Annotated in this window: 19 protein-coding genes and 1 other RNA gene; 11 read left to right on the plus strand and 9 right to left on the minus strand. The window is 48.9% G+C overall.

Going from position 1 to position 17,021, the window contains the following annotated elements; all coding sequences use genetic code 11:
* Positions 1–296 precede the first annotated feature (296 nt).
* The 7 genes from MKR94_RS05020 (at position 297) to MKR94_RS05050 (ending at position 5,140) form a co-directional block, all read left to right on the plus strand.
* Positions 297–1,250, plus strand: coding sequence for a TerC family protein (locus MKR94_RS05020; RefSeq protein ID WP_241645823.1), 954 nt, complete (start codon positions 297–299; stop codon positions 1,248–1,250).
* 241 nt (positions 1,251–1,491) lie between these two features.
* A complete protein-coding gene (sstT, locus tag MKR94_RS05025; RefSeq protein ID WP_241646013.1) occupies positions 1,492–2,721 on the plus strand; it encodes a serine/threonine transporter SstT in 1,230 nt (409 codons plus the stop codon).
* A 299-nt stretch (positions 2,722–3,020) separates the two neighbouring features.
* Positions 3,021–3,689: a DedA family protein gene (locus MKR94_RS05030; RefSeq protein ID WP_241645826.1), complete on the plus strand. Its 669-nt coding sequence runs from the start codon at positions 3,021–3,023 to the stop codon at positions 3,687–3,689.
* Positions 3,689–4,012 (plus strand): EnvZ/OmpR regulon moderator MzrA, encoded by a 324-nt coding sequence (gene mzrA, locus MKR94_RS05035; RefSeq protein ID WP_241645828.1) that lies wholly within the window; start codon positions 3,689–3,691, stop codon positions 4,010–4,012. Before MKR94_RS05030 ends, mzrA begins: the two co-directional genes overlap by 1 nt.
* A gap of 144 nt (positions 4,013–4,156) precedes the next feature.
* Positions 4,157–4,462, plus strand: coding sequence for an ElaB/YgaM/YqjD family protein (locus tag MKR94_RS05040; RefSeq protein WP_241645830.1), 306 nt, complete (start codon positions 4,157–4,159; stop codon positions 4,460–4,462).
* 1 nt (position 4,463) lies between these two features.
* A complete protein-coding gene (locus tag MKR94_RS05045; RefSeq protein ID WP_241645832.1) occupies positions 4,464–4,862 on the plus strand; it encodes a phage holin family protein in 399 nt (132 codons plus the stop codon).
* Positions 4,859–5,140 (plus strand): YqjK-like family protein, encoded by a 282-nt coding sequence (locus MKR94_RS05050; RefSeq protein ID WP_241645833.1) that lies wholly within the window; start codon positions 4,859–4,861, stop codon positions 5,138–5,140. Before MKR94_RS05045 ends, MKR94_RS05050 begins: the two co-directional genes overlap by 4 nt.
* 20 nt (positions 5,141–5,160) lie before the next feature.
* On the opposite strand, the gene MKR94_RS05055 is transcribed toward MKR94_RS05050, so the two are convergent.
* The 5 genes from MKR94_RS05055 to MKR94_RS05075 are packed head-to-tail and all read right to left on the minus strand — an operon-like array spanning position 5,161 to position 9,643.
* Positions 5,161–6,069, minus strand: a complete 909-nt coding sequence (locus MKR94_RS05055) for a LysR family transcriptional regulator (protein ID WP_241645834.1) — start codon at positions 6,067–6,069, stop codon at positions 5,161–5,163.
* A 4-nt stretch (positions 6,070–6,073) separates the two neighbouring features.
* Positions 6,074–6,646, minus strand: a complete 573-nt coding sequence (dolP, locus tag MKR94_RS05060; RefSeq protein WP_241645836.1) for a division/outer membrane stress-associated lipid-binding lipoprotein — start codon at positions 6,644–6,646, stop codon at positions 6,074–6,076.
* Between the two features lie 11 nt (positions 6,647–6,657).
* Complete coding sequence (gene diaA, locus MKR94_RS05065) at positions 6,658–7,248, minus strand: DnaA initiator-associating protein DiaA (RefSeq protein WP_241645838.1); 591 nt, start codon at positions 7,246–7,248, stop codon at positions 6,658–6,660.
* Between the two features lie 23 nt (positions 7,249–7,271).
* Entirely contained in the window at positions 7,272–7,658 is a 387-nt protein-coding gene (locus MKR94_RS05070) for a YraN family protein (protein WP_241645839.1), read from the minus strand.
* Positions 7,616–9,643: a penicillin-binding protein activator gene (locus MKR94_RS05075; RefSeq protein ID WP_241645841.1), complete on the minus strand. Its 2,028-nt coding sequence runs from the start codon at positions 9,641–9,643 to the stop codon at positions 7,616–7,618. Before MKR94_RS05075 ends, MKR94_RS05070 begins: the two co-directional genes overlap by 43 nt.
* Before the next feature lie 61 nt (positions 9,644–9,704).
* Between MKR94_RS05075 and rsmI the strand changes: the two genes are divergently transcribed.
* Both rsmI and rnpB read left to right on the plus strand, forming a co-directional pair.
* Complete coding sequence (gene rsmI, locus MKR94_RS05080; protein WP_241645843.1) at positions 9,705–10,571, plus strand: 16S rRNA (cytidine(1402)-2'-O)-methyltransferase; 867 nt, start codon at positions 9,705–9,707, stop codon at positions 10,569–10,571.
* 50 nt (positions 10,572–10,621) lie between these two features.
* An RNA gene (gene rnpB / locus MKR94_RS05085) (RNase P RNA component class A) lies at positions 10,622–10,994 on the plus strand.
* Positions 10,995–11,035: 41 nt separating this feature from the next.
* Here the strand turns inward: rnpB and MKR94_RS05090 are convergent.
* On the minus strand, positions 11,036–12,199 hold the full coding sequence (locus MKR94_RS05090; protein ID WP_277755603.1) for an MFS transporter: 1,164 nt from the start codon (positions 12,197–12,199) through the stop codon (positions 11,036–11,038).
* A gap of 111 nt (positions 12,200–12,310) precedes the next feature.
* On the opposite strand from MKR94_RS05090, the gene MKR94_RS05095 reads away from it, so the two are divergent.
* On the plus strand, positions 12,311–13,096 hold the full coding sequence (locus tag MKR94_RS05095) for an AraC family transcriptional regulator (protein WP_241645847.1): 786 nt from the start codon (positions 12,311–12,313) through the stop codon (positions 13,094–13,096).
* Positions 13,097–13,109: 13 nt separating this feature from the next.
* On the opposite strand, the gene MKR94_RS05100 is transcribed toward MKR94_RS05095, so the two are convergent.
* Complete coding sequence (locus MKR94_RS05100; RefSeq protein ID WP_241645849.1) at positions 13,110–13,502, minus strand: cytochrome b562; 393 nt, start codon at positions 13,500–13,502, stop codon at positions 13,110–13,112.
* Positions 13,503–13,514: 12 nt separating this feature from the next.
* Entirely contained in the window at positions 13,515–14,855 is a 1,341-nt protein-coding gene (gene pmbA / locus MKR94_RS05105) for a metalloprotease PmbA (RefSeq protein WP_241645851.1), read from the minus strand.
* 114 nt (positions 14,856–14,969) lie between these two features.
* Between pmbA and yjgA the strand changes: the two genes are divergently transcribed.
* Positions 14,970–15,512 carry a ribosome biogenesis factor YjgA gene (gene yjgA / locus MKR94_RS05110; protein ID WP_214216710.1) on the plus strand — a complete coding sequence of 181 codons (543 nt, stop codon included), beginning with the start codon at positions 14,970–14,972 and terminating at the stop codon, positions 15,510–15,512.
* A gap of 41 nt (positions 15,513–15,553) precedes the next feature.
* Here the strand turns inward: yjgA and mpl are convergent, their stop codons facing one another.
* Positions 15,554–16,924, minus strand: a complete 1,371-nt coding sequence (mpl, locus tag MKR94_RS05115) for a UDP-N-acetylmuramate:L-alanyl-gamma-D-glutamyl-meso-diaminopimelate ligase (RefSeq protein WP_241645853.1) — start codon at positions 16,922–16,924, stop codon at positions 15,554–15,556.
* Between the last annotated feature and the right edge of the window lie 97 nt (positions 16,925–17,021).

Consider the following 17,021-nt stretch of genomic DNA (forward strand, 5'->3'; position numbering starts at 1 on the left):
TGTCGCGCTGTACAACAATTAATATTGCCTCAGCTTTCCTTAACATTAGAGAAAGTAAAGTATTTAAAAATATTACAAACAATGATTGTTTCTCCCCTACAAATTTCCTATGCTGATGTCAGCAAAGGGGAGTAACTTCAACGCTGGCAGATCGTCATTACGTGTGAAAACACCGGCTGTCAGGCAGTACGATAAGTATTGTAAGTGAGACCTTGCCACTAGGTGAGGTTTGCAATAGTTCCGCTTTGACTGCCGACACCACCCTTTTTGTTTTTTTATTAATGAGGAATTGTCTTATGCAGACTGTCGGCACTCCACTGATGTGGGGCATCTTCTCCGTTATCGTTATCATTATGCTTATCATCGATCTACGGCTACAAAGCTCTGGACGTTCAGGCAGCATGAGTGTGAAACACGCTGCCCTATGGTCACTGGTTTGGGTCGGCGTCTCGCTCGGCTTTGCCGCAGGTCTCTGGTTCTACTTACAGCATCTCTCAGGCAATGCGGTCGCCTCGGAACAAACCCTAAACTTCCTGACTGGCTATTTGTTAGAGAAAGCTTTGGCGGTCGATAACGTATTTGTTTGGTTAATGTTATTTAGCGCTTTCGCGGTTCCCCCCACGCTACAACAACGCGTTCTCGTCTATGGCGTGCTCGGGGCCATCGTACTAAGAACCCTAATGATTTTCGCAGGCAGTTGGCTCGTTAACGAATTTAGCTGGATCCTTTATATCTTCGGTGCATTTTTGGTCATCACCGGTATTAAGATGTTTTTATCAAACTCGGACGATGGGCATCAGGAAGAGAGCCGCTTGCTACAGTGGTTAAAAAAACGTATGCGAGTGACCGACAAACTGCAAGGCGATAAATTTTTCGTGGTCCGCCAAGGCGTGCGTTATGCCACGCCACTGCTACTCGTATTGATTATGGTTGAGTTAAGCGATGTAATCTTTGCGGTTGACAGTATTCCCGCTATTTTCGCCGTAACCACCGACCCCTTTATCGTCCTAACATCCAATTTATTTGCGATCTTAGGTCTACGAGCGATGTACTTCTTGTTATCAGGCGTCGCTGAAAAGTTCAGCTTATTGCAGTATGGACTTGCCGTCATTTTGACCTTCATCGGGGTAAAAATGTTGCTAATCGATATCTGGCACATTCCTACGGCCATCTCGTTAAGTGTGATCGCTTGCGTCTTGATGGTAACTTTGGGACTGAACCACTGGCTGAATACACGAAAAAAATTATAACGTGATAAAATACTGCAAGGGAAGTTAACCACCTTGCAGTATATCCACCCGACCACACCGTGGTAGCCATATCTTCTATATAAAATCCATTTCTCGATATTATCATTTAAGTTAAAACAATATCCCTAATAAGATTCGCCTTTAACTTAATTCTCGTTTTCTTATACTGCCGCAGCAAACACGCTTCACTCACGCGTTATCGTGCGAAGCCCTTTTTAAAAACAATGAACAAGAAAGAATGATGACTTCAAAATCCACTGGGTTAGTAAACTGGATACGTTCGGGGAATCTAATCACTCAAATAATTATTGCGCTGATTGCAGGGATTGTACTGGCGCTCATTTCTAAACCTGCGGCGCAAAGTGTTTCGCTTCTTGGCGAATTGTTTGTCCATGCCCTAAAAGCCGTTGCACCGATTTTGGTTCTGTTACTCGTCACGGCCTCTATTGCAAACCATCAGCAAGGGCAAAAAGTTAATATTCGTCCGATTGTGACACTCTATCTACTGAGTACATTCTTTGCTGCCGTGGTCGCCGTAGTGGCCAGCTATCATTTCCCCCAAACCCTGATACTGACCGATGCCCACTCAGGGAGTGAAGCCCCCAAAGGTATCTTAGCAATTGCGCAAGGTATTTTACTTAGCATGGTCGTCAATCCTGTCGATGCACTGATGCATGCTAACTATATTGGTATATTAGTCTGGGCAATCGCGTTAGGCTTAGCCTTCAGGCATAGCTCTGTCGCAACACGTAACCTTTTAAACGACTTTTCGGGGGCTATCACTTGGCTAGTCGCGAAGGTGATCCGCTTAGCACCTATCGGTATTTTTGGTTTAGTTGCTTCAGTACTAGGGACCAATGGCTTTAGCGCGCTCTCCAGTTACCTCAATCTACTATTCCTGCTGATTGGCTGTATGCTGACGATGGCGTTAGTGGTGAATCCAATACTGGTCTTCTGGAAAATAAGACGTAACCCCTACCCGTTAGTCTTCCTGTGTTTAAAAGAGAGTGGCGTCACCGCCTTCTTCACCCGCAGTTCTGCAGCAAACATTCCCGTTAACATGGCGATTGCAGAACGATTAGGCCTTGATGAAGACACCTATTCAGTTTCGATTCCGCTAGGGGCAAATATCAGTATGGCTGGGGCCTCAATCACTATCACGGTGTTAACCTTGGCAGCCGTCAATACCTTAAATATTAGTATCGATCTTCCCACCGCTATCATGCTCAGTCTTGTCGCGTCACTCTGTGCATGTGGGGCCTCGGGAGTGGCGGGGGGATCATTGCTACTGATCCCGGTAGCCTGCAATATGTTTGGTATCCCCAATGAAGTCGCCATGCAGGTGGTTGCTATTGGTTTCTTGATTAGCGTCCTACAAGACTCAGCAGAAACGGCATTGAACTCGTCGACCGATTTATTATTTACGGCCGCTGTCTGCCAAGCGCCCGACGCGCGTAAACCACAGTCATAAAGTCATTTCAGAGCCTCAGCATCCATGAGGCTCTTATCGTTCTTATCCCCTCTCCTCGGTTAACGAAAACGAAAAATGTCAGCCTATGTAAAAAGGGTTGGGATTCGCGACTAACCTGCGTAAAACTCCCGCTCAAGGGACAATTAAAATGTTTATCACACTAAATTTTTGTTACACTTGACGGCAATATGCTAGCAAGGAAGTTGATAAACGTTTACTTTTCATATCGTTTTCACAGCGCATAATCTCAGTACTATTGGCGTAAAAATGCCAGATACCTTATTCATTAGGAATGTTAAATGGATACTTTGCAGGCCCTGCTCACCGCACTTTGGCATCAGGATTTCAATACGCTCTCCAACCCCTCATTGGTTTGGATGCTTTACGGTATCTTGTTTATCATCATAAGTCTTGAAAACGGACTTTTACCCGCGGCATTTCTTCCTGGTGATAGCTTGTTAATTCTTGTCGGCGTACTGATTGCGAAGGGAACCATGAGTTTCCCATTAACACTATTGATTCTGACGACGGCTGCCAGCTTAGGTTGTTGGTTTAGTTATATTCAGGGGCGATGGTTAGGGAATACGCCATTAGTGAAGAAGTGGCTGTCGCATATCCCACAGAAATATCATGAACGCACACACACCTTGTTTGAGCGCCATGGTCTTGCTGCACTACTGATTGCGCGTTTTATCGCATTTGTTCGCACCTTACTTCCGACGTTAGCGGGCGTATCCGGCTTACGTAGTGCACGTTTTCAAGTCTTTAACTGGCTGAGTGGTTTCCTCTGGGTGATGATCTTAACCTGTGCAGGCTATGCCCTAGGTAAAACGCCCCTATTTCAAAAATACGAAGATAAACTGATGTTTTGCTTGATGTTACTACCGGCAGTGTTATTAGTCGGTGGATTGATCGGTTCATTAATTTTGCTATGGCGCAAACGAAAAGCATCAAGGCCTCAACATTAATGCGTCCTCTATTCCTTAAGTCTCCGCGACAATACGTTCTTGCAGCGGTACTGCTTCTGATTGTGCTGGCCGTGGGGGGATTCGCTTACCAGCACTCATGGCAATCGCACGAAGCTGTTGTGAAAATCAATGTAACGAATCACGGTTTATCGCTACCCGATGGTTTTTTCCTATACCAACACCTGAGTGCTGAGGGGATTACCATCAAGTCTATTACCTCTGGAAGCGATTCCTTAATCATTAGTTTCAATTCCATTGAAGAGAGTCACGCCGCGGAAAAGGTGCTTAAGAGAATTCTGGATAACAGTTATCACATTGAATAGTGTTAAAAATTATTGCCGCCCTCACTTTGAACTTTCAAAAAGCCCATCTATACTTAATTGAGTATTTATTAAATGATCCCCTACCCTGAGTAGACGATCATAACGCCTATAAACTGGACTTTATCCCCCCAAAAGGAGTCTCTGATGTCGAAGAATAATGCATCTAACGATTTACGCGCAGAATTAGCTTCATTAGCAGACACGCTCGAAGAAGTGTTAAATCAAGGTAGCAGTAAATCTCGTACAGAACTTTCACGCTTACATCAGAAAGCACAGGACGCTTTACAAAATTCTCGCGAGCGCCTAGGTGACTCAGGTGAGCGTATTGCCCAATCTACCCGTGATGCAGCCCAAAAAGCAGATTCTTACGTACATGACAAACCTTGGCATGGTGTAGGCCTAGGTGCAGCCATCGGCCTCGTTGTCGGCATCTTTATCTCACGGCGCTAAGATGAGTAGCTCAAGATCTGGCTCAGCACCAGGGGAAGGCATTCTAGGGGTGGGACAACGTATACTGACCAGCCTAGTTAGCATTGCTGAAACACGAATTCGTTTAGTGATTGTCGAGCTAGAGGAAGAAAAAGCCAACCTATTGCAAATGCTGCTTATGGTGGGCTTAACGATGATCTTCACTGCGTTTGGTCTAATGAGTTTGATGATTCTCGTTATCCTTGCAGTACCGCCAAGCGCAAGGCTCTATGCCATCATCATTACGACAGCGGTTCTTTTCGGTCTAGCGATCATTTTTGGCGTCTGGGCGCTGTTGAAATCTCGCCGCTCTACTCTGCTGAAACATACTCGTAAAGAGTTGGATACTGACCTTAAGCAACTTGAGGAGAAACAGACATGAGTCGTCGCGAACGTGAAGCACGCAAGCAAGAATTATTAACGACTATCCAGACTCAACGTATGGATCTTATCTCTTGTCAGCAGCAATGGCTCGTCGCCACTTCACGTTACGACCAGCTATGGTCTGCCGCCTATGCCGCACGCCGTTACTTTGCAATTGGCGGGGGTGTCTTAGCGTTGTGGGTAGCAAGAAAACCTAAAACGCTGGGCCGTCTCTTTAAGAGAGGTTTCGGTCTGTGGAGCAGTTGGCGAATGATTAAAAAGATGATCCCACGCTAATTGCTCTGCTACGATTCCCGTTATTTCTGCGGGAATTTTTTTGCAAAAAGTTTAGGAATCTCACGTAAAGCCCAGGATTTCGCCTCACCCATACTGTCTCGCCGCCAAGCCATAATCACATCGATATCGCGCTCATAGGTATTCGAAATTACTTTTAAACGCCCTTGGCGCAAGTCTTCTTCGATCATCGGATAAGGTAAAGTCCCTACGCCTAAACCAGCGATGATTGCGCGGTATTTGTTTTCAAGATTACTCACCGTCAATCGGCTCTGCCGATCAAGCACCTGTACGGTTATCGCTGGGCGCTTACGTGCCGAATCCGCTACCGCAATACCTCGGTATTTGAGGCGCACAGACTCCGCATCAGGATCGGGTTCCTTTAGGATAGGATGGTCAGCACTCGCCACATACAGGCTTTTCATGCTGTAGAGTTTACGGCTATTAATTTCCGTCGAGGTGCGAAAATGGAGCGTTGGGGCGATCACTATGTCGGCTCGCCCTTCTTCTAAGCTTTCCCATGCACCTGCCAATACCTCGGTCAGTAGATTCAGCTGGGTGTGACTCTTCTCCTCAAGCTTATTGACCAGAGGATAAAGATATTCGCAGCTCACCAGCGCTTCACAGACTATCGTCAGTTGCGGTTCCCAGCCCCGCGCCAAGGCTTCAGCATCTCCCGCTAGCTTATCTGCCGCATCGAGTAAAAAACGTCCTCTTTCCAGTAGTAAGCGGCCTACATTCGTAAATTTGGTTCGGTGACCCGAGCGGTCAAACAGCACAACATCAAGCTCGTCTTCTAATTTTTGCATGGTGTAGCTCAGTGCCGAGGGGACTTTTCCCAACTCCTCGGCTGCCGCGGCAAAACTGCCGCGGCGCTCTATCGCATCCATCACGCGTAAGGCTTCTAAGGTTAATGCGCGCTCTTTAGCCATAGGATCACTTCAACAACGTGTAAACAGTGGTGACGTGTTTAACGCCATTCACCCGGCTGGCGAGATCGGCTGCGGCTTGACCTTCTGCTGCAGTGACTAGGCCCATTAAGAAGACTTCACCATTCTCAGTCGTCACTTTGATACTTGAAGACTTCACTTGGTCACTTGCCAGCAGCTGCGATCGAATCTTAGTGGTGATCCACGTATCAGAAGAAGAGGTACCTAAGCTAACATTATTACCGATACGGATTTCGTTATAGACTTCAACCGTGCCATCGGTTTTCGCCGCGATTTCGCGGGCGGTGTCCGCTAACGCTTGAGTGGGAGCCTGGCCCGTTAACAGGACTTTGCCTTGATATGCCGTCTCGTTGATATGGGTGGTGGTTTTGATCTCTTTGTTAGTTGCCAAGGCATTGGCTACACGCAGTTCTAAGGTGCCATCGTCAACCTGAGTCCCTACCGTACGCGCATCCGTGGCTGACTTGGTGGCAACGCCTGCCGAGCCAATTAATACTGCTGCACAGCCTTGTAGAGCGAATGTGCTGCACAATATCACAGCCAAAAAGGGGAATCTCATTCTATTTCTCCTTAACCTTCCTGATGAGGAAAAAGTGAATTATCAATTAGCTCACTTAAACAATTAACCGTCAGCATATGCATTTCTTGAATACGCGCATTACGGTGCGACGGTATCCTAATTTCAACATCTTGGGGTCCTAGTAATCCCGCTAATACCCCACCATCAAAGCCCGTTAATGCCACGATAGTCATATCACGGGTGACGGCTGCTTCTACGGCCTTCACGATATCGGGGCTATTCCCGCGTGTCGAGATCGCTAACAGGATATCTCCTGCCTGACCCAGCGCACGCACTTGTTTAGCATAGATTTCATCGTACTGACGCTCATTACCAATTGCCGTCAGCATAATATTATCTGCACTTAAACAAAATGCAGGAAGGCTTGGCCGTTCGTTCTCAAATTGATTGATCATCGTGGCGGTAAAATGCTGTGCATTGGCGGCAGAAGCGCCGTTACCGCAACTCAAGACTTTATTGCCATTGAGCAAACACTGGACTATCACCAGAGTGGCACGTGAAATAGCGTCGGGTAGCGCCTCAGCCGCGGCGATTTGTGTTTGTATACTTTCAGTAAAACACGCTTTAATTCTATCCTGCACTGCATCACCTAACTTTGTTGATCTTAGTAAAACGCGTTTTTGATCCAGTTTACGCGAGAACCTGTCACCGCAACTACATCAAACCGGCAATTTGCGGTCGATAAACACTTATTATGGTTAGCTAACCAATAAGCCGCCGCTGCCTTAATTTTCTGTTGTTTACGCCACGTTATCGTCGCTGCCGCATCACCGTAAAGATCATTTTTACGATAACGGACTTCAACAAAAACATAAGTTTGCTCGTCTAACATAATCAGATCAAGCTCGCCTTGTCGATATAAGATATTACTGGAAATCCAGCGTAATCCTGCTTGGCGCAAGTAGCGGCAGGCGAGTTTCTCCATTTGCTCGCCTCGCTGACGTCGAGTTAATTGACGGGAACAATCTCCCCGTGGGTATATTGGTTCCATGATAACGTCCTGTTAATCACGCAATTTTGTGTCGCTTTCAGCAAGCCCGTATTCCCTTGAAGTTGATAACCGGGTTGCTGGCGCAATGGAGTAAAATGATTGGCCAACGTCCAAGCGTCAACACCCATCGCGTAGAGACGAGTCAGGGTATAGTCTTGATTGAACTGACCAGTGACCTGCTGTTTTAAGCCAGGGTTTGCCCCCGACAGCAGCGGGATATCACTAAACTGCAGACCTTCCATTTCGAAGCGGAAATCCGGTCCAGCACCCGCTTGAGAACTCAGTGAATTCGCGTAAAACGCCACATGGCTCTGTGAGCCAATCTTCATGGTGATAAGCGGCTTGATTAAATCTAATGACGCTTGGTTCGCCACGATATAAACAGAATCGACGCCTCCGCTGTCGGCTACCGGCTGACCGCTTGGCGCATCAAAGGTCATACCTGCGACAGTCACGGCACCACTATCTGAACTTGGCGCAGCCGTCACCGGTGTCCCACTTAGGGGGATTCCTGCATTACTGTTAATCTGGCTTCTTAAGTCACTCTCCGAACCAATGGCTTGACGTAGTACCGTTCCCCCCCCTAAAGATTGCCACTGACGGGTGAAGGCTGTAGCAACCCGATCCCCTAAAGAATTACTTGGCAGTAAGAGTACTGGAGAGCGTTTACCCTGCGCCCACATATGCTCAGCGGCGTCACGGGCTTCGTTCTCTGGCGATAATGCAAAGTAACAAACGTTAGGATGGTTCTGTAAATCAGAGGGTTCGTTCAGTGCCAGAATATTCAACGATGTCTGGGTCGTTACGGCTTTTGCCACATCCTCTTTTAATAACGGCCCAACGACTAAGGTCGCCCCTTCTTGCTGAGCTTGCTGTAATAACTGGTCGATCGGATGGCCGTTGGTATCATAGACTTTTATTTGTGCAGCCGTATTGGCTGATGCCGTTCCTGGAACAGCTGCCGTTTGATTCGACGTATCAGCTGTCGCGCTAGCGGTATCCGCTGCTGGCGTGGCGACGGCTGAAGGGCTAACCGCTGCATCACTGGTCGCCGACGCTGTGGTTTGTGGCGCGCGGATTACGGTATTCGCGTCAGGGGTTGCGGGCGCGCTCGAAGCTAAATGACCATTACGAGCATCTTCAAAGCCTTGTTCAATCGCTTTCGAGAAGACGGCACCCGGTCCCGTTAAGGGTAAAAGTAGCGCGATTGTATTAGTGGAAGCCACAGAGAGGTTCATCACTTGTGCCAAGCCAGCGGGCAAGGTTTTTGAGGCTGGGTTATCGGGGTAACGCGTCTGCCAGTCTTGCACCGCATGCTTCAGGTTATCTTGATCACCGCGGTTTTGATAATAAACACCTAATAGATCTAACCACCCCTGCAGAATATTTTCATTCGCATTAATGGTGATATTACCCACTTGATCCTGAGGGATGGTCACCAAGGTCTGCCATGTAGCATCGAGGTTTTTTTGCTGAGCGCTGCCAGCGAGATGAGGTTGTAAAGCGATATAGGCGCGTAGGACGTCGATAGGGGCTTCGCCCTGCGCGCTATCGATCATCAGCTGATAGTAACGCTGACGCTGGGTATCGTTTAACCCTGGTACTGATAAGGCACTCAGTTGCTGCGCCGCTTCACTAAATTGTTTCTGTTTTATCGCATATTGCGCGGCTAAAAAATGGCGCTCAACCTGTTGGTCGGCGGTGAGCTGGCTCGGCAGTTGTTGCAGTTGCTCTCCCGCTTGTGCCACCTTACCCTCGTCAAGTAACGCGCGTATTGCGAGTAATTGCCAGTGACTCCTGCTATCATCTTGGCTTTGCTGCATCTGTTGCAGATAATAAGCAGAACCTTGATTCGCAGTGGGTTGGAGAGTAGCCGATGGCGTCTGATTTTCTTGATTGACACCACAGGCGGCCAAAATAAATCCGGCCAACACAACAGGAACAAAACGCCCTGCGTTACGACGATTCATAAATGAAGAAAGCATAGAGTACCCATTATGTTTTTCTCAGAACGCCCTATAGTAAAGCGGCAATTCGGATGAAACAATGAAACAACACGATCAGTCAGAGATTTCTGTAGGAACATTATATATCGTTCCTACCCCTATTGGTAACTTAGCCGACATTACCCAACGCGCGCTCACCGTCTTAGAAAAGGTCGATCTGGTTGCAGCAGAAGATACACGCCATACCGGCCTACTCCTACAACATTTCGCCATCAATGCGCGCTTATTCTCATTGCATGATCACAATGAACAGCAAAAAGCAGATGTTTTAATAAGTAAATTACAACAAGGGGAAAGTATAGCCTTGGTTTCCGATGCAGGAACCCCTTTAATCAATGATCCCGGCTATCACCTCGTTACCCGTTGCCGTCAAGCCGGGCTAAAAGTCGTCCCCCTTCCAGGTGCCTGCGCTGCCATTACTGCCCTGAGTGCTTCTGGACTGCCCTCTGATCGTTTTTGTTACGAAGGATTTCTTCCTGCCAAAAGTAAAGGTCGCCGCGATGCCCTCAGGGCAGTATTAGAGGAACCTCGTACCTTAATATTTTATGAATCCACCCACCGTCTCTTGGATTGCCTGACAGACATGGTCAGCGAACTTGGCGAGCATCGCCATGTAGTACTGGCTCGGGAAATTACTAAGACGTGGGAGTCAATTCACGGCGCACCAGTCGGTGAGCTACTGGCATGGGTGCAGGCCGATGAAAAACGCCGTAAAGGCGAAATGGTGTTAATCGTCGCGGGCTATCAAGGGCAGGAGGAAGAACTCCCTGCAGAAGCCCTACGCACCCTCGCGTTATTACAGACCGAATTGCCCCTCAAAAAAGCCGCAGCCTTGGCGGCTGAAATCCATGGCGTGAAGAAAAATGCGTTATATAAGCATGGATTAGCTCAGCAGCAGGCCAATTAAACGATAGAAAAACGTGACAATGGCGGTAATTTCCCCTATCATCCGCCGCCGAAGCTGACTAGACAGTCGCCGCTTCGTCGTCGTCCCGAAAGGGAGACGGGCGGAGGGGAGGAAAGTCCGGGCTCCATAGGGCAGGGTGCCAGGTAACGCCTGGGGGGCGCAAGCCTACGACCAGTGCAACAGAGAGCAAACCGCCGATGGCCCGTAAGGGATCAGGTAAGGGTGAAAGGGTGCGGTAAGAGCGCACCGCGCGGCTGGCAACAGTCCGTGGCACGGTAAACTCCACCCGGAGCAAGGCCAAATAGGGGTTCACATGGTACGGCCCGTACTGAACCCGGGTAGGCTGCTTGAGCCAGTGAGCGATTGCTGGCCTAGAGGAATGACTGTCCACGACAGAACCCGGCTTACCGGTCAGCTTCACCTTCTTTGAAAAAGAGGTTACTGCGTGCAGTAACCTCTTTTTTTTATTCTTCCATCAGCCGATTTTTACCGGCAAGTAAGCCCATGATCATCATCAAAACGGCTAATATCAAACAGAAAAGTAACGGTAAATGCCAGCTTCCGCTCTGTTGATGCAATGTCCCCATCGCGGCGGGTCCGACTGCCGCGAGTAAATAGCCAACCGCCTGTGCCATCCCCGAAAGCGCCACCGCTTGATGAGCCGAGCGGCTACGAAGGCCAATAAGCGATAGGCCGAGAATCATCGCTGCACCCGAGCCTATTCCTGCAAAGCTTACCCACACTATTGCCCAGCTTGGCATCCACCATAATCCCACAAGACTCACTCCCCACAGGCTTGCCATCGCCATCGCCAACCAACGTTGATCGCGATAACGCGCAATCACGGTACCAATAACTAAGCCAGGAAGTGCCGTCGCGAGTTGTAGCAGTCCATGTAAGCTACCCGCCTCGGTGGCCGAAAAACCACTGTCCACCAGAAGTGCGGGTAACCAACTGACTAATACGTAATAAATTAGCGAGTTCAACCCTAGATAGAGCGTAATTTGCCAAGCTAAAGAAGAGCGCCAGATCCGTGCATTACTGCTCATCGCCGGGCGCGATAATCCGGTAACCGCCCTCCCCTTGAGCTGTTGTGCCCAGGCTATCAGGGCAATCAAGGGAAAAATCAGTAAGCTTAAGGAGGCTTGCGCCCAACCGAGATGCGTGGCAAGCGGCACCACCAGCACAGAGGCTAACGCGGCGCTGATGCCCATCGTTAACGAATAAGCCCCGGTCATTTTGGGCAGGATACTGACGAAATCGCGCTTTAATAAACTGGGCAGAATGACATTGCCTACAGCTATGCCGGCGCCGATGATCACCGTACCAAGATACAGGAAGGTGGTCGTCCCCAAGGCACGCAGCACGACCCCGAAACAAATAGCGACCAAGGCCACGGCAACACTGCGTTCTAACCCGAGGTAACGGGTCAAATAAGGCACCAGCGGCGAGAGTAAAGCAAAAGCCAGTAAGGGTAAGGTGGTAAGCAGCCCTACCTGCATAGTGTCCAAATCTAATCTTTGCCCGAGCGTCGCTAACAGCGGAGCGAGTCCTGTAAAAGGAGCTCTAAGCGTTGTCGCAACCAATAAAATCCCAATAACTAACGATTTTTTTGAGTGATGAGTCATAGCAGGTGCCGCCATAGGAAAATCTCTCTTGTTGATAAGCACGTAGCATACCCCCTCTTCACCAAGGTTAAATCAAGCTATAATGACAATTTATCGCTAAAAATGGACAATATGCATATTCCCACTATTCCGCAGGACTTCGATCCGGATCGTCATCTCGATAAGGTAGGGGTTTTTAGGGTTAAAGCCAGTGAATCTTTCCATGAACTTCCCTTCCATCAACATCGTAAAGGCCAATTAATAGTGCCCTTGCAAGGCACTATTACCTGCCAAGTAGAAGATGGCATCTGGATGGCGCCAACTGGGCAAGCTATCTGGATTCCGAGCCATGTTATCCATAGTAATAAAGTCTCTCAGCACGCGGAGTTTTGTTTCGTCTTTATTGAACCGTACAGTGCCGAGATGCCCAAGGAATGCTGCACGTTACGTATTTCCGCTCTGGTCAGAGAACTTATTTTTCGTTTAGCGTCTCTTCCTCTAAGCCAGTATCACACCTTGACGACACAGCGTTTGATTGCGGTTCTGCTCGACCTGCTGGTTGAACAGCCAATAGGTAAGTTACAGCTACCGATGTCCAACCATCCTAAAATCCGTTTATTGGTTGAGGCAATGCAGCAGCCCGGCCAAGTGAAGCATCCTGCAGCCTATTGGGCAAAAAAATTGGCAGTGAGTGAGAGAAGCTTAGCAAGGCTAATGATCAATGAAACCGGGTTGAGTTTTCGTCCCTGGCGACAGCAGTTACAGCTAATTATCGCGATCAATCGACTGGTGGTCGGCGAGCGCGTGGAGATTATCGCCCATGAACTGGGCTATGAATCGGTGACAGCATTTATCACCATGTTTAAGAAAGCGCTAGGCATAACCCCTGGCCAATATCGACAAGAGTTCAATGCCTAGCATGACCGAGGGCTTAACGGTACTTACGATGATTTTCGTTACGTAACGCCGAAATCTGTTGGGCAGTCTGCTTAGCGTCGGCTAGCTTACCAAGCTTTACCTGTTGCTCGGCTTGATCAACTTTAGCAATCAATTGGTCAAATGCATTGCGCCAGCCCTGCATGGCCGGACTCTGCGGTGCACTCCCTGCTAACGAGGGTGGCGTCGCAGTTTTGGCGTCTTTCGCTGCAGCACGCATTTGCGTTAACGCCTGCTGCATTTCACTAGGCTGGTTACTGCTTAACACCGTGCTCAGCCCTGAAGAGAGGCTCAGCATATCCCCTTCTAAGTCTGCGGCCCGCGCGGTGAAGGTAAACGAGGAACAAAACAGCGCAGAGCTCAGTACGACCAAACTAATTTGTCGCATACTATCTTCCCTTTATTGGCCAGCGATGCTCATCTGTTCTAACAAAATCGATCCACATTGAATATTGCCTCGTTCGTCAATATCGTCGCCGACCGTTACCATCGTACGCCACATGTCCTGTAAATTACTGGCGATGGTGATTTCACTGACAGGATATTGAATTTCACCCTTCTCAACCCAAAAACCTGCTGCGCCGCGTGAATAGTCACCGGTCATTGCGCTAACGCCCTGCCCCATCAATTCGGTGACCACAAGTCCGGTGCCCATCCTTTTGAGTAACTGCTCAAAGCTTTGTCCCTGACCGGCCAAACGCCAGTTATGGATCCCCCCCGCGTGCCCCGTGCTCTGTAACCCCAGTTTGCGAGCAGAGTAGCTAGTCATTAGCCAAGTTTGTAAAACCCCTTGGTCGATAATGGTACGTTGTTGAGTACGTACGCCTTCGCCATCGAAAGGCGAGGATGCCGTTCCCTTAATTAGATGCGGTTGTTCGGTAATCGATAACCACTCTGGGAAGATTTGTTTACCCAAACTATCGAGTAAAAAGGTCGATTTACGATAGACACTGCTACCGCTGATAGCTCCAACAAGGTGGCCAATCAGTCCACTTGCCACTTCCGGTGCAAAAAGCACTGGCGCTTTACGGGTCGAGAGTTTTTGGGGAGACAGACGCGACAGTGTGCGGCGTGCACACTCTTGCCCTACCCACTCTGCACTTTTCAGATCAGCAAAGTCACGCCCTGAGGTATAAGCATAGTCACGTTCCATCTGACCATTCTGCTCGGCAATCACCGAACTAAACATCGAGTGGCGGGTTGAACAGTAGCTTTTCAAGAATCCGTGACTGTTTCCAAAGACGCGTATCCCCGCATGGCTACTGAAGCTTCCCCCTTCGCTATTGACGATACGGGAATCTGCTTCCAGTGCCGCTTGCTCAGCTGCCGCCGCATACTCGATTGCGCGATCGGGAGTGATGGCTAAGGGGTGATAAAGGTCTAGGTCGGGGGCATCCCATGCCAGTAAAGAGGCTTCAGCCACATCGGAGAAAGGATCTTCTGAAGTATAGCGAGCAATATCGATTGCCGCCTGCACCGCACGCTCGATCGCCGCTGGGCTTAAATCGGTGGATGAGGCGCTGCCTTTGCGCTGCCCCAGATAAATGGTGATACCTAAGGCCCCATCGCTATTAAATTCAACGTTTTCAACTTCGCCATAGCGAGTGCTTACGCTCAGTCCAGTCGTTTTATTGACGGCGACTTCTGCGCCATCTGTACGGCTTTTCGCGAAGGTTAAGGCATGTTCGACTGCGTGTTCAAGAACCTGTTGTTGTTCTAAAACTTGAAGAGATTCACTCATTGCTCTGCCATCTGCTGTTATCTGAAGGTAGAATGAGTTTAACAGAGTCAGAGAACAATTTCGCAGTCTGGCTGTAACCTGATAGCATAAGCCACTTTTTTTAGGAGCCCTACCATGATTAACCCGCCCGATGAGTGGCTCGACCACCAGCCCGACCCACAAGATGAAGAAGACGAAGAGATTATCTGGGTCAGTAAAAGCGAAATCAAACGTGATGCAGAAGAGCTAAAGCGCCTCGGTATGGAGATGATGGAGTTAAGCAAAAACGAACTCGATCGCATCCCACTCGATGAAGAGCTACGTCAAGCGATTGAATTAGCCCAGCGGATCAAAAAAGAAGGACGCCGTCGCCAAATTCAATTGATTGGTAAAATGCTGCGTTCACGTGATGAACAGCCTATTCGCCTCGCGCTTGATAAGCTGAAAAACAGACATAACCAACAGGTTGCCCTTTTCCATAAATTAGAAGTACTGCGTGATCGTCTGATTGAGCAGGGCGATAGCGCGATGGATGAAGTGATAGAGCTGTACCCTACGGCCGATCGCCAGCAGCTGCGTAGCTTGATCCGTAATGCACAAAAAGAGAAAGCAACGAATAAGCCACCGAAATCAGCGCGCCAGATTTTCCAATACTTACGCGAACTTGCCGAAGCCTAATCGTTAATTGCCGCCCAGCATTAATACTGAGCGGCATCGCTTTATTTCACGAGCTTTAACGTCGATAGACTATCTAACAGTTTCTGATGGATCCCTTCAAAACCGCCATTGCTCATTACTAAAATGACATCGCCTGGCTTCACAGATTTGGTGATCATTGCAACTAAATGCGTGATATCGGCACTCCATTGCACCGGCTGGACGCAGGCTTCTGCAACATCTGAGACCTGCCAAGGGATATGGCTCGGTTGGAATAAAAACACTTCATCTGCACGGGCCAATGACGGGGCGAGTTCATTCTTACTGACCCCCAATTTCATCGTATTTGAGCGAGGCTCAAGTACCGCTAAAATACGGCGGGTGCCGCCGATCTTACTACGCAAAGCAGATAGCGTTGCTAAGATGGCTGTAGGGTGGTGTGCGAAGTCATCATAAACGTCAATTCCGTTTACCGTTCCACGTAATTCGAGACGGCGTCTCGCATTGACGAATTCGTTTAAGGCTTTTGCTGCATCCTGTGGAGTGATGCCGATGTGTCGAGCCGCGGCTATCGCCATCAAGCCGTTATGCATATTGTGTTCACCGACCAACCCCCACTCGACCTCTGCTACCACTTCGTTGTTCAGCTTCACCGTCCAACGGGAGGCATCCGGAAAGCTTTTCTGTGCAAGCCACTGGCCCTGTGGACCCGTTGTCTCTTGCTCACTCCAGCAGCCCATCCCGATAACGTGACGTAGGTTGTGATCCTGCTCTGGCCAGATCACTTTACCTTTCCCCGGCACAATACGCAGCAAATGATGGAATTGCTTTTTCACTGCATTTAAGTCATCAAAGATATCTGCATGGTCAAATTCGAGGTTATTCAGCACCAGCGTACGTGGACAGTAATGTACGAATTTCGACCGCTTATCGAAGAAGGCGCTGTCATATTCATCTGCCTCAATAACGAAAAATGGGCTATCGCCTAAACGAGCTGAAACATCAAAGTTACCCGGTACGCCGCCGATGACAAAACCCGGTGCCATGCCACACGACTCGAGGATCCACGCGACCATCCCCGAAGTGGTAGTCTTACCGTGGGTTCCGGCAACGGCGATCACCCAGCGATCACGCAGAATAAAATCATGCAACCACTGCGGACCTGAGACATAAGGGATATTCTTTTCCAAAACTGCTTCGACGCAAGGATTCCCCCGCGACATCGCATTACCGATAATCACTAAATCTGGAGCGGGGTTAAGCTGCTGTGGGTCGTAGCCTTGGGTCAGGCTAATGCCTTGTTGCTCCAATAAGGTGCTCATCGGTGGATATACGTTCGCATCAGACCCTGTAACGTCGTGTCCCAAAGCGCGCGCGAGAATGGCTAAGCCACCCATAAAGGTGCCACAGATACCGAGAATATGAATTCGCATAAAGAGATCTACCACTAAGTTTTTTGTACAGTTTACCTATATCGCATTTAGGAGCAACTCAGAGGATTGATTTGATCCGGTCCGCGGTGTAGCTTGA

Source organism: Rosenbergiella metrosideri (assembly GCF_022602565.1).
Taxonomy (GTDB): domain Bacteria; phylum Pseudomonadota; class Gammaproteobacteria; order Enterobacterales; family Enterobacteriaceae; genus Rosenbergiella; species Rosenbergiella metrosideri.

Bases quoted from the DNA above. Each gene is read 5' to 3' on its own strand.
- MKR94_RS05020 (WP_241645823.1), top strand. From the start codon at position 297: ATGCAGACTGTCGGCACTCCACTGATGTGGGGCATCTTCTCCGTTATC.
- sstT (WP_241646013.1), top strand. From the start codon at position 1,492: ATGACTTCAAAATCCACTGGGTTAGTAAACTGGATACGTTCGGGGAAT.
- MKR94_RS05030 (WP_241645826.1), top strand. From the start codon at position 3,021: ATGGATACTTTGCAGGCCCTGCTCACCGCACTTTGGCATCAGGATTTC.
- mzrA (WP_241645828.1), top strand. From the start codon at position 3,689: ATGCGTCCTCTATTCCTTAAGTCTCCGCGACAATACGTTCTTGCAGCG.
- MKR94_RS05040 (WP_241645830.1), top strand. From the start codon at position 4,157: ATGTCGAAGAATAATGCATCTAACGATTTACGCGCAGAATTAGCTTCA.
- MKR94_RS05045 (WP_241645832.1), top strand. From the start codon at position 4,464: ATGAGTAGCTCAAGATCTGGCTCAGCACCAGGGGAAGGCATTCTAGGG.
- MKR94_RS05050 (WP_241645833.1), top strand. From the start codon at position 4,859: ATGAGTCGTCGCGAACGTGAAGCACGCAAGCAAGAATTATTAACGACT.
- MKR94_RS05055 (WP_241645834.1), bottom strand. From the start codon at position 6,069: ATGGCTAAAGAGCGCGCATTAACCTTAGAAGCCTTACGCGTGATGGAT.
- dolP (WP_241645836.1), bottom strand. From the start codon at position 6,646: ATGAGATTCCCCTTTTTGGCTGTGATATTGTGCAGCACATTCGCTCTA.
- MKR94_RS05070 (WP_241645839.1), bottom strand. From the start codon at position 7,658: ATGGAACCAATATACCCACGGGGAGATTGTTCCCGTCAATTAACTCGA.
- MKR94_RS05075 (WP_241645841.1), bottom strand. From the start codon at position 9,643: ATGCTTTCTTCATTTATGAATCGTCGTAACGCAGGGCGTTTTGTTCCT.
- rsmI (WP_241645843.1), top strand. From the start codon at position 9,705: ATGAAACAACACGATCAGTCAGAGATTTCTGTAGGAACATTATATATC.
- MKR94_RS05090 (WP_277755603.1), bottom strand. From the start codon at position 12,199: ATGACTCATCACTCAAAAAAATCGTTAGTTATTGGGATTTTATTGGTT.
- MKR94_RS05095 (WP_241645847.1), top strand. From the start codon at position 12,311: ATGCATATTCCCACTATTCCGCAGGACTTCGATCCGGATCGTCATCTC.
- MKR94_RS05100 (WP_241645849.1), bottom strand. From the start codon at position 13,502: ATGCGACAAATTAGTTTGGTCGTACTGAGCTCTGCGCTGTTTTGTTCC.
- pmbA (WP_241645851.1), bottom strand. From the start codon at position 14,855: ATGAGTGAATCTCTTCAAGTTTTAGAACAACAACAGGTTCTTGAACAC.
- yjgA (WP_214216710.1), top strand. From the start codon at position 14,970: ATGATTAACCCGCCCGATGAGTGGCTCGACCACCAGCCCGACCCACAA.
- mpl (WP_241645853.1), bottom strand. From the start codon at position 16,924: ATGCGAATTCATATTCTCGGTATCTGTGGCACCTTTATGGGTGGCTTA.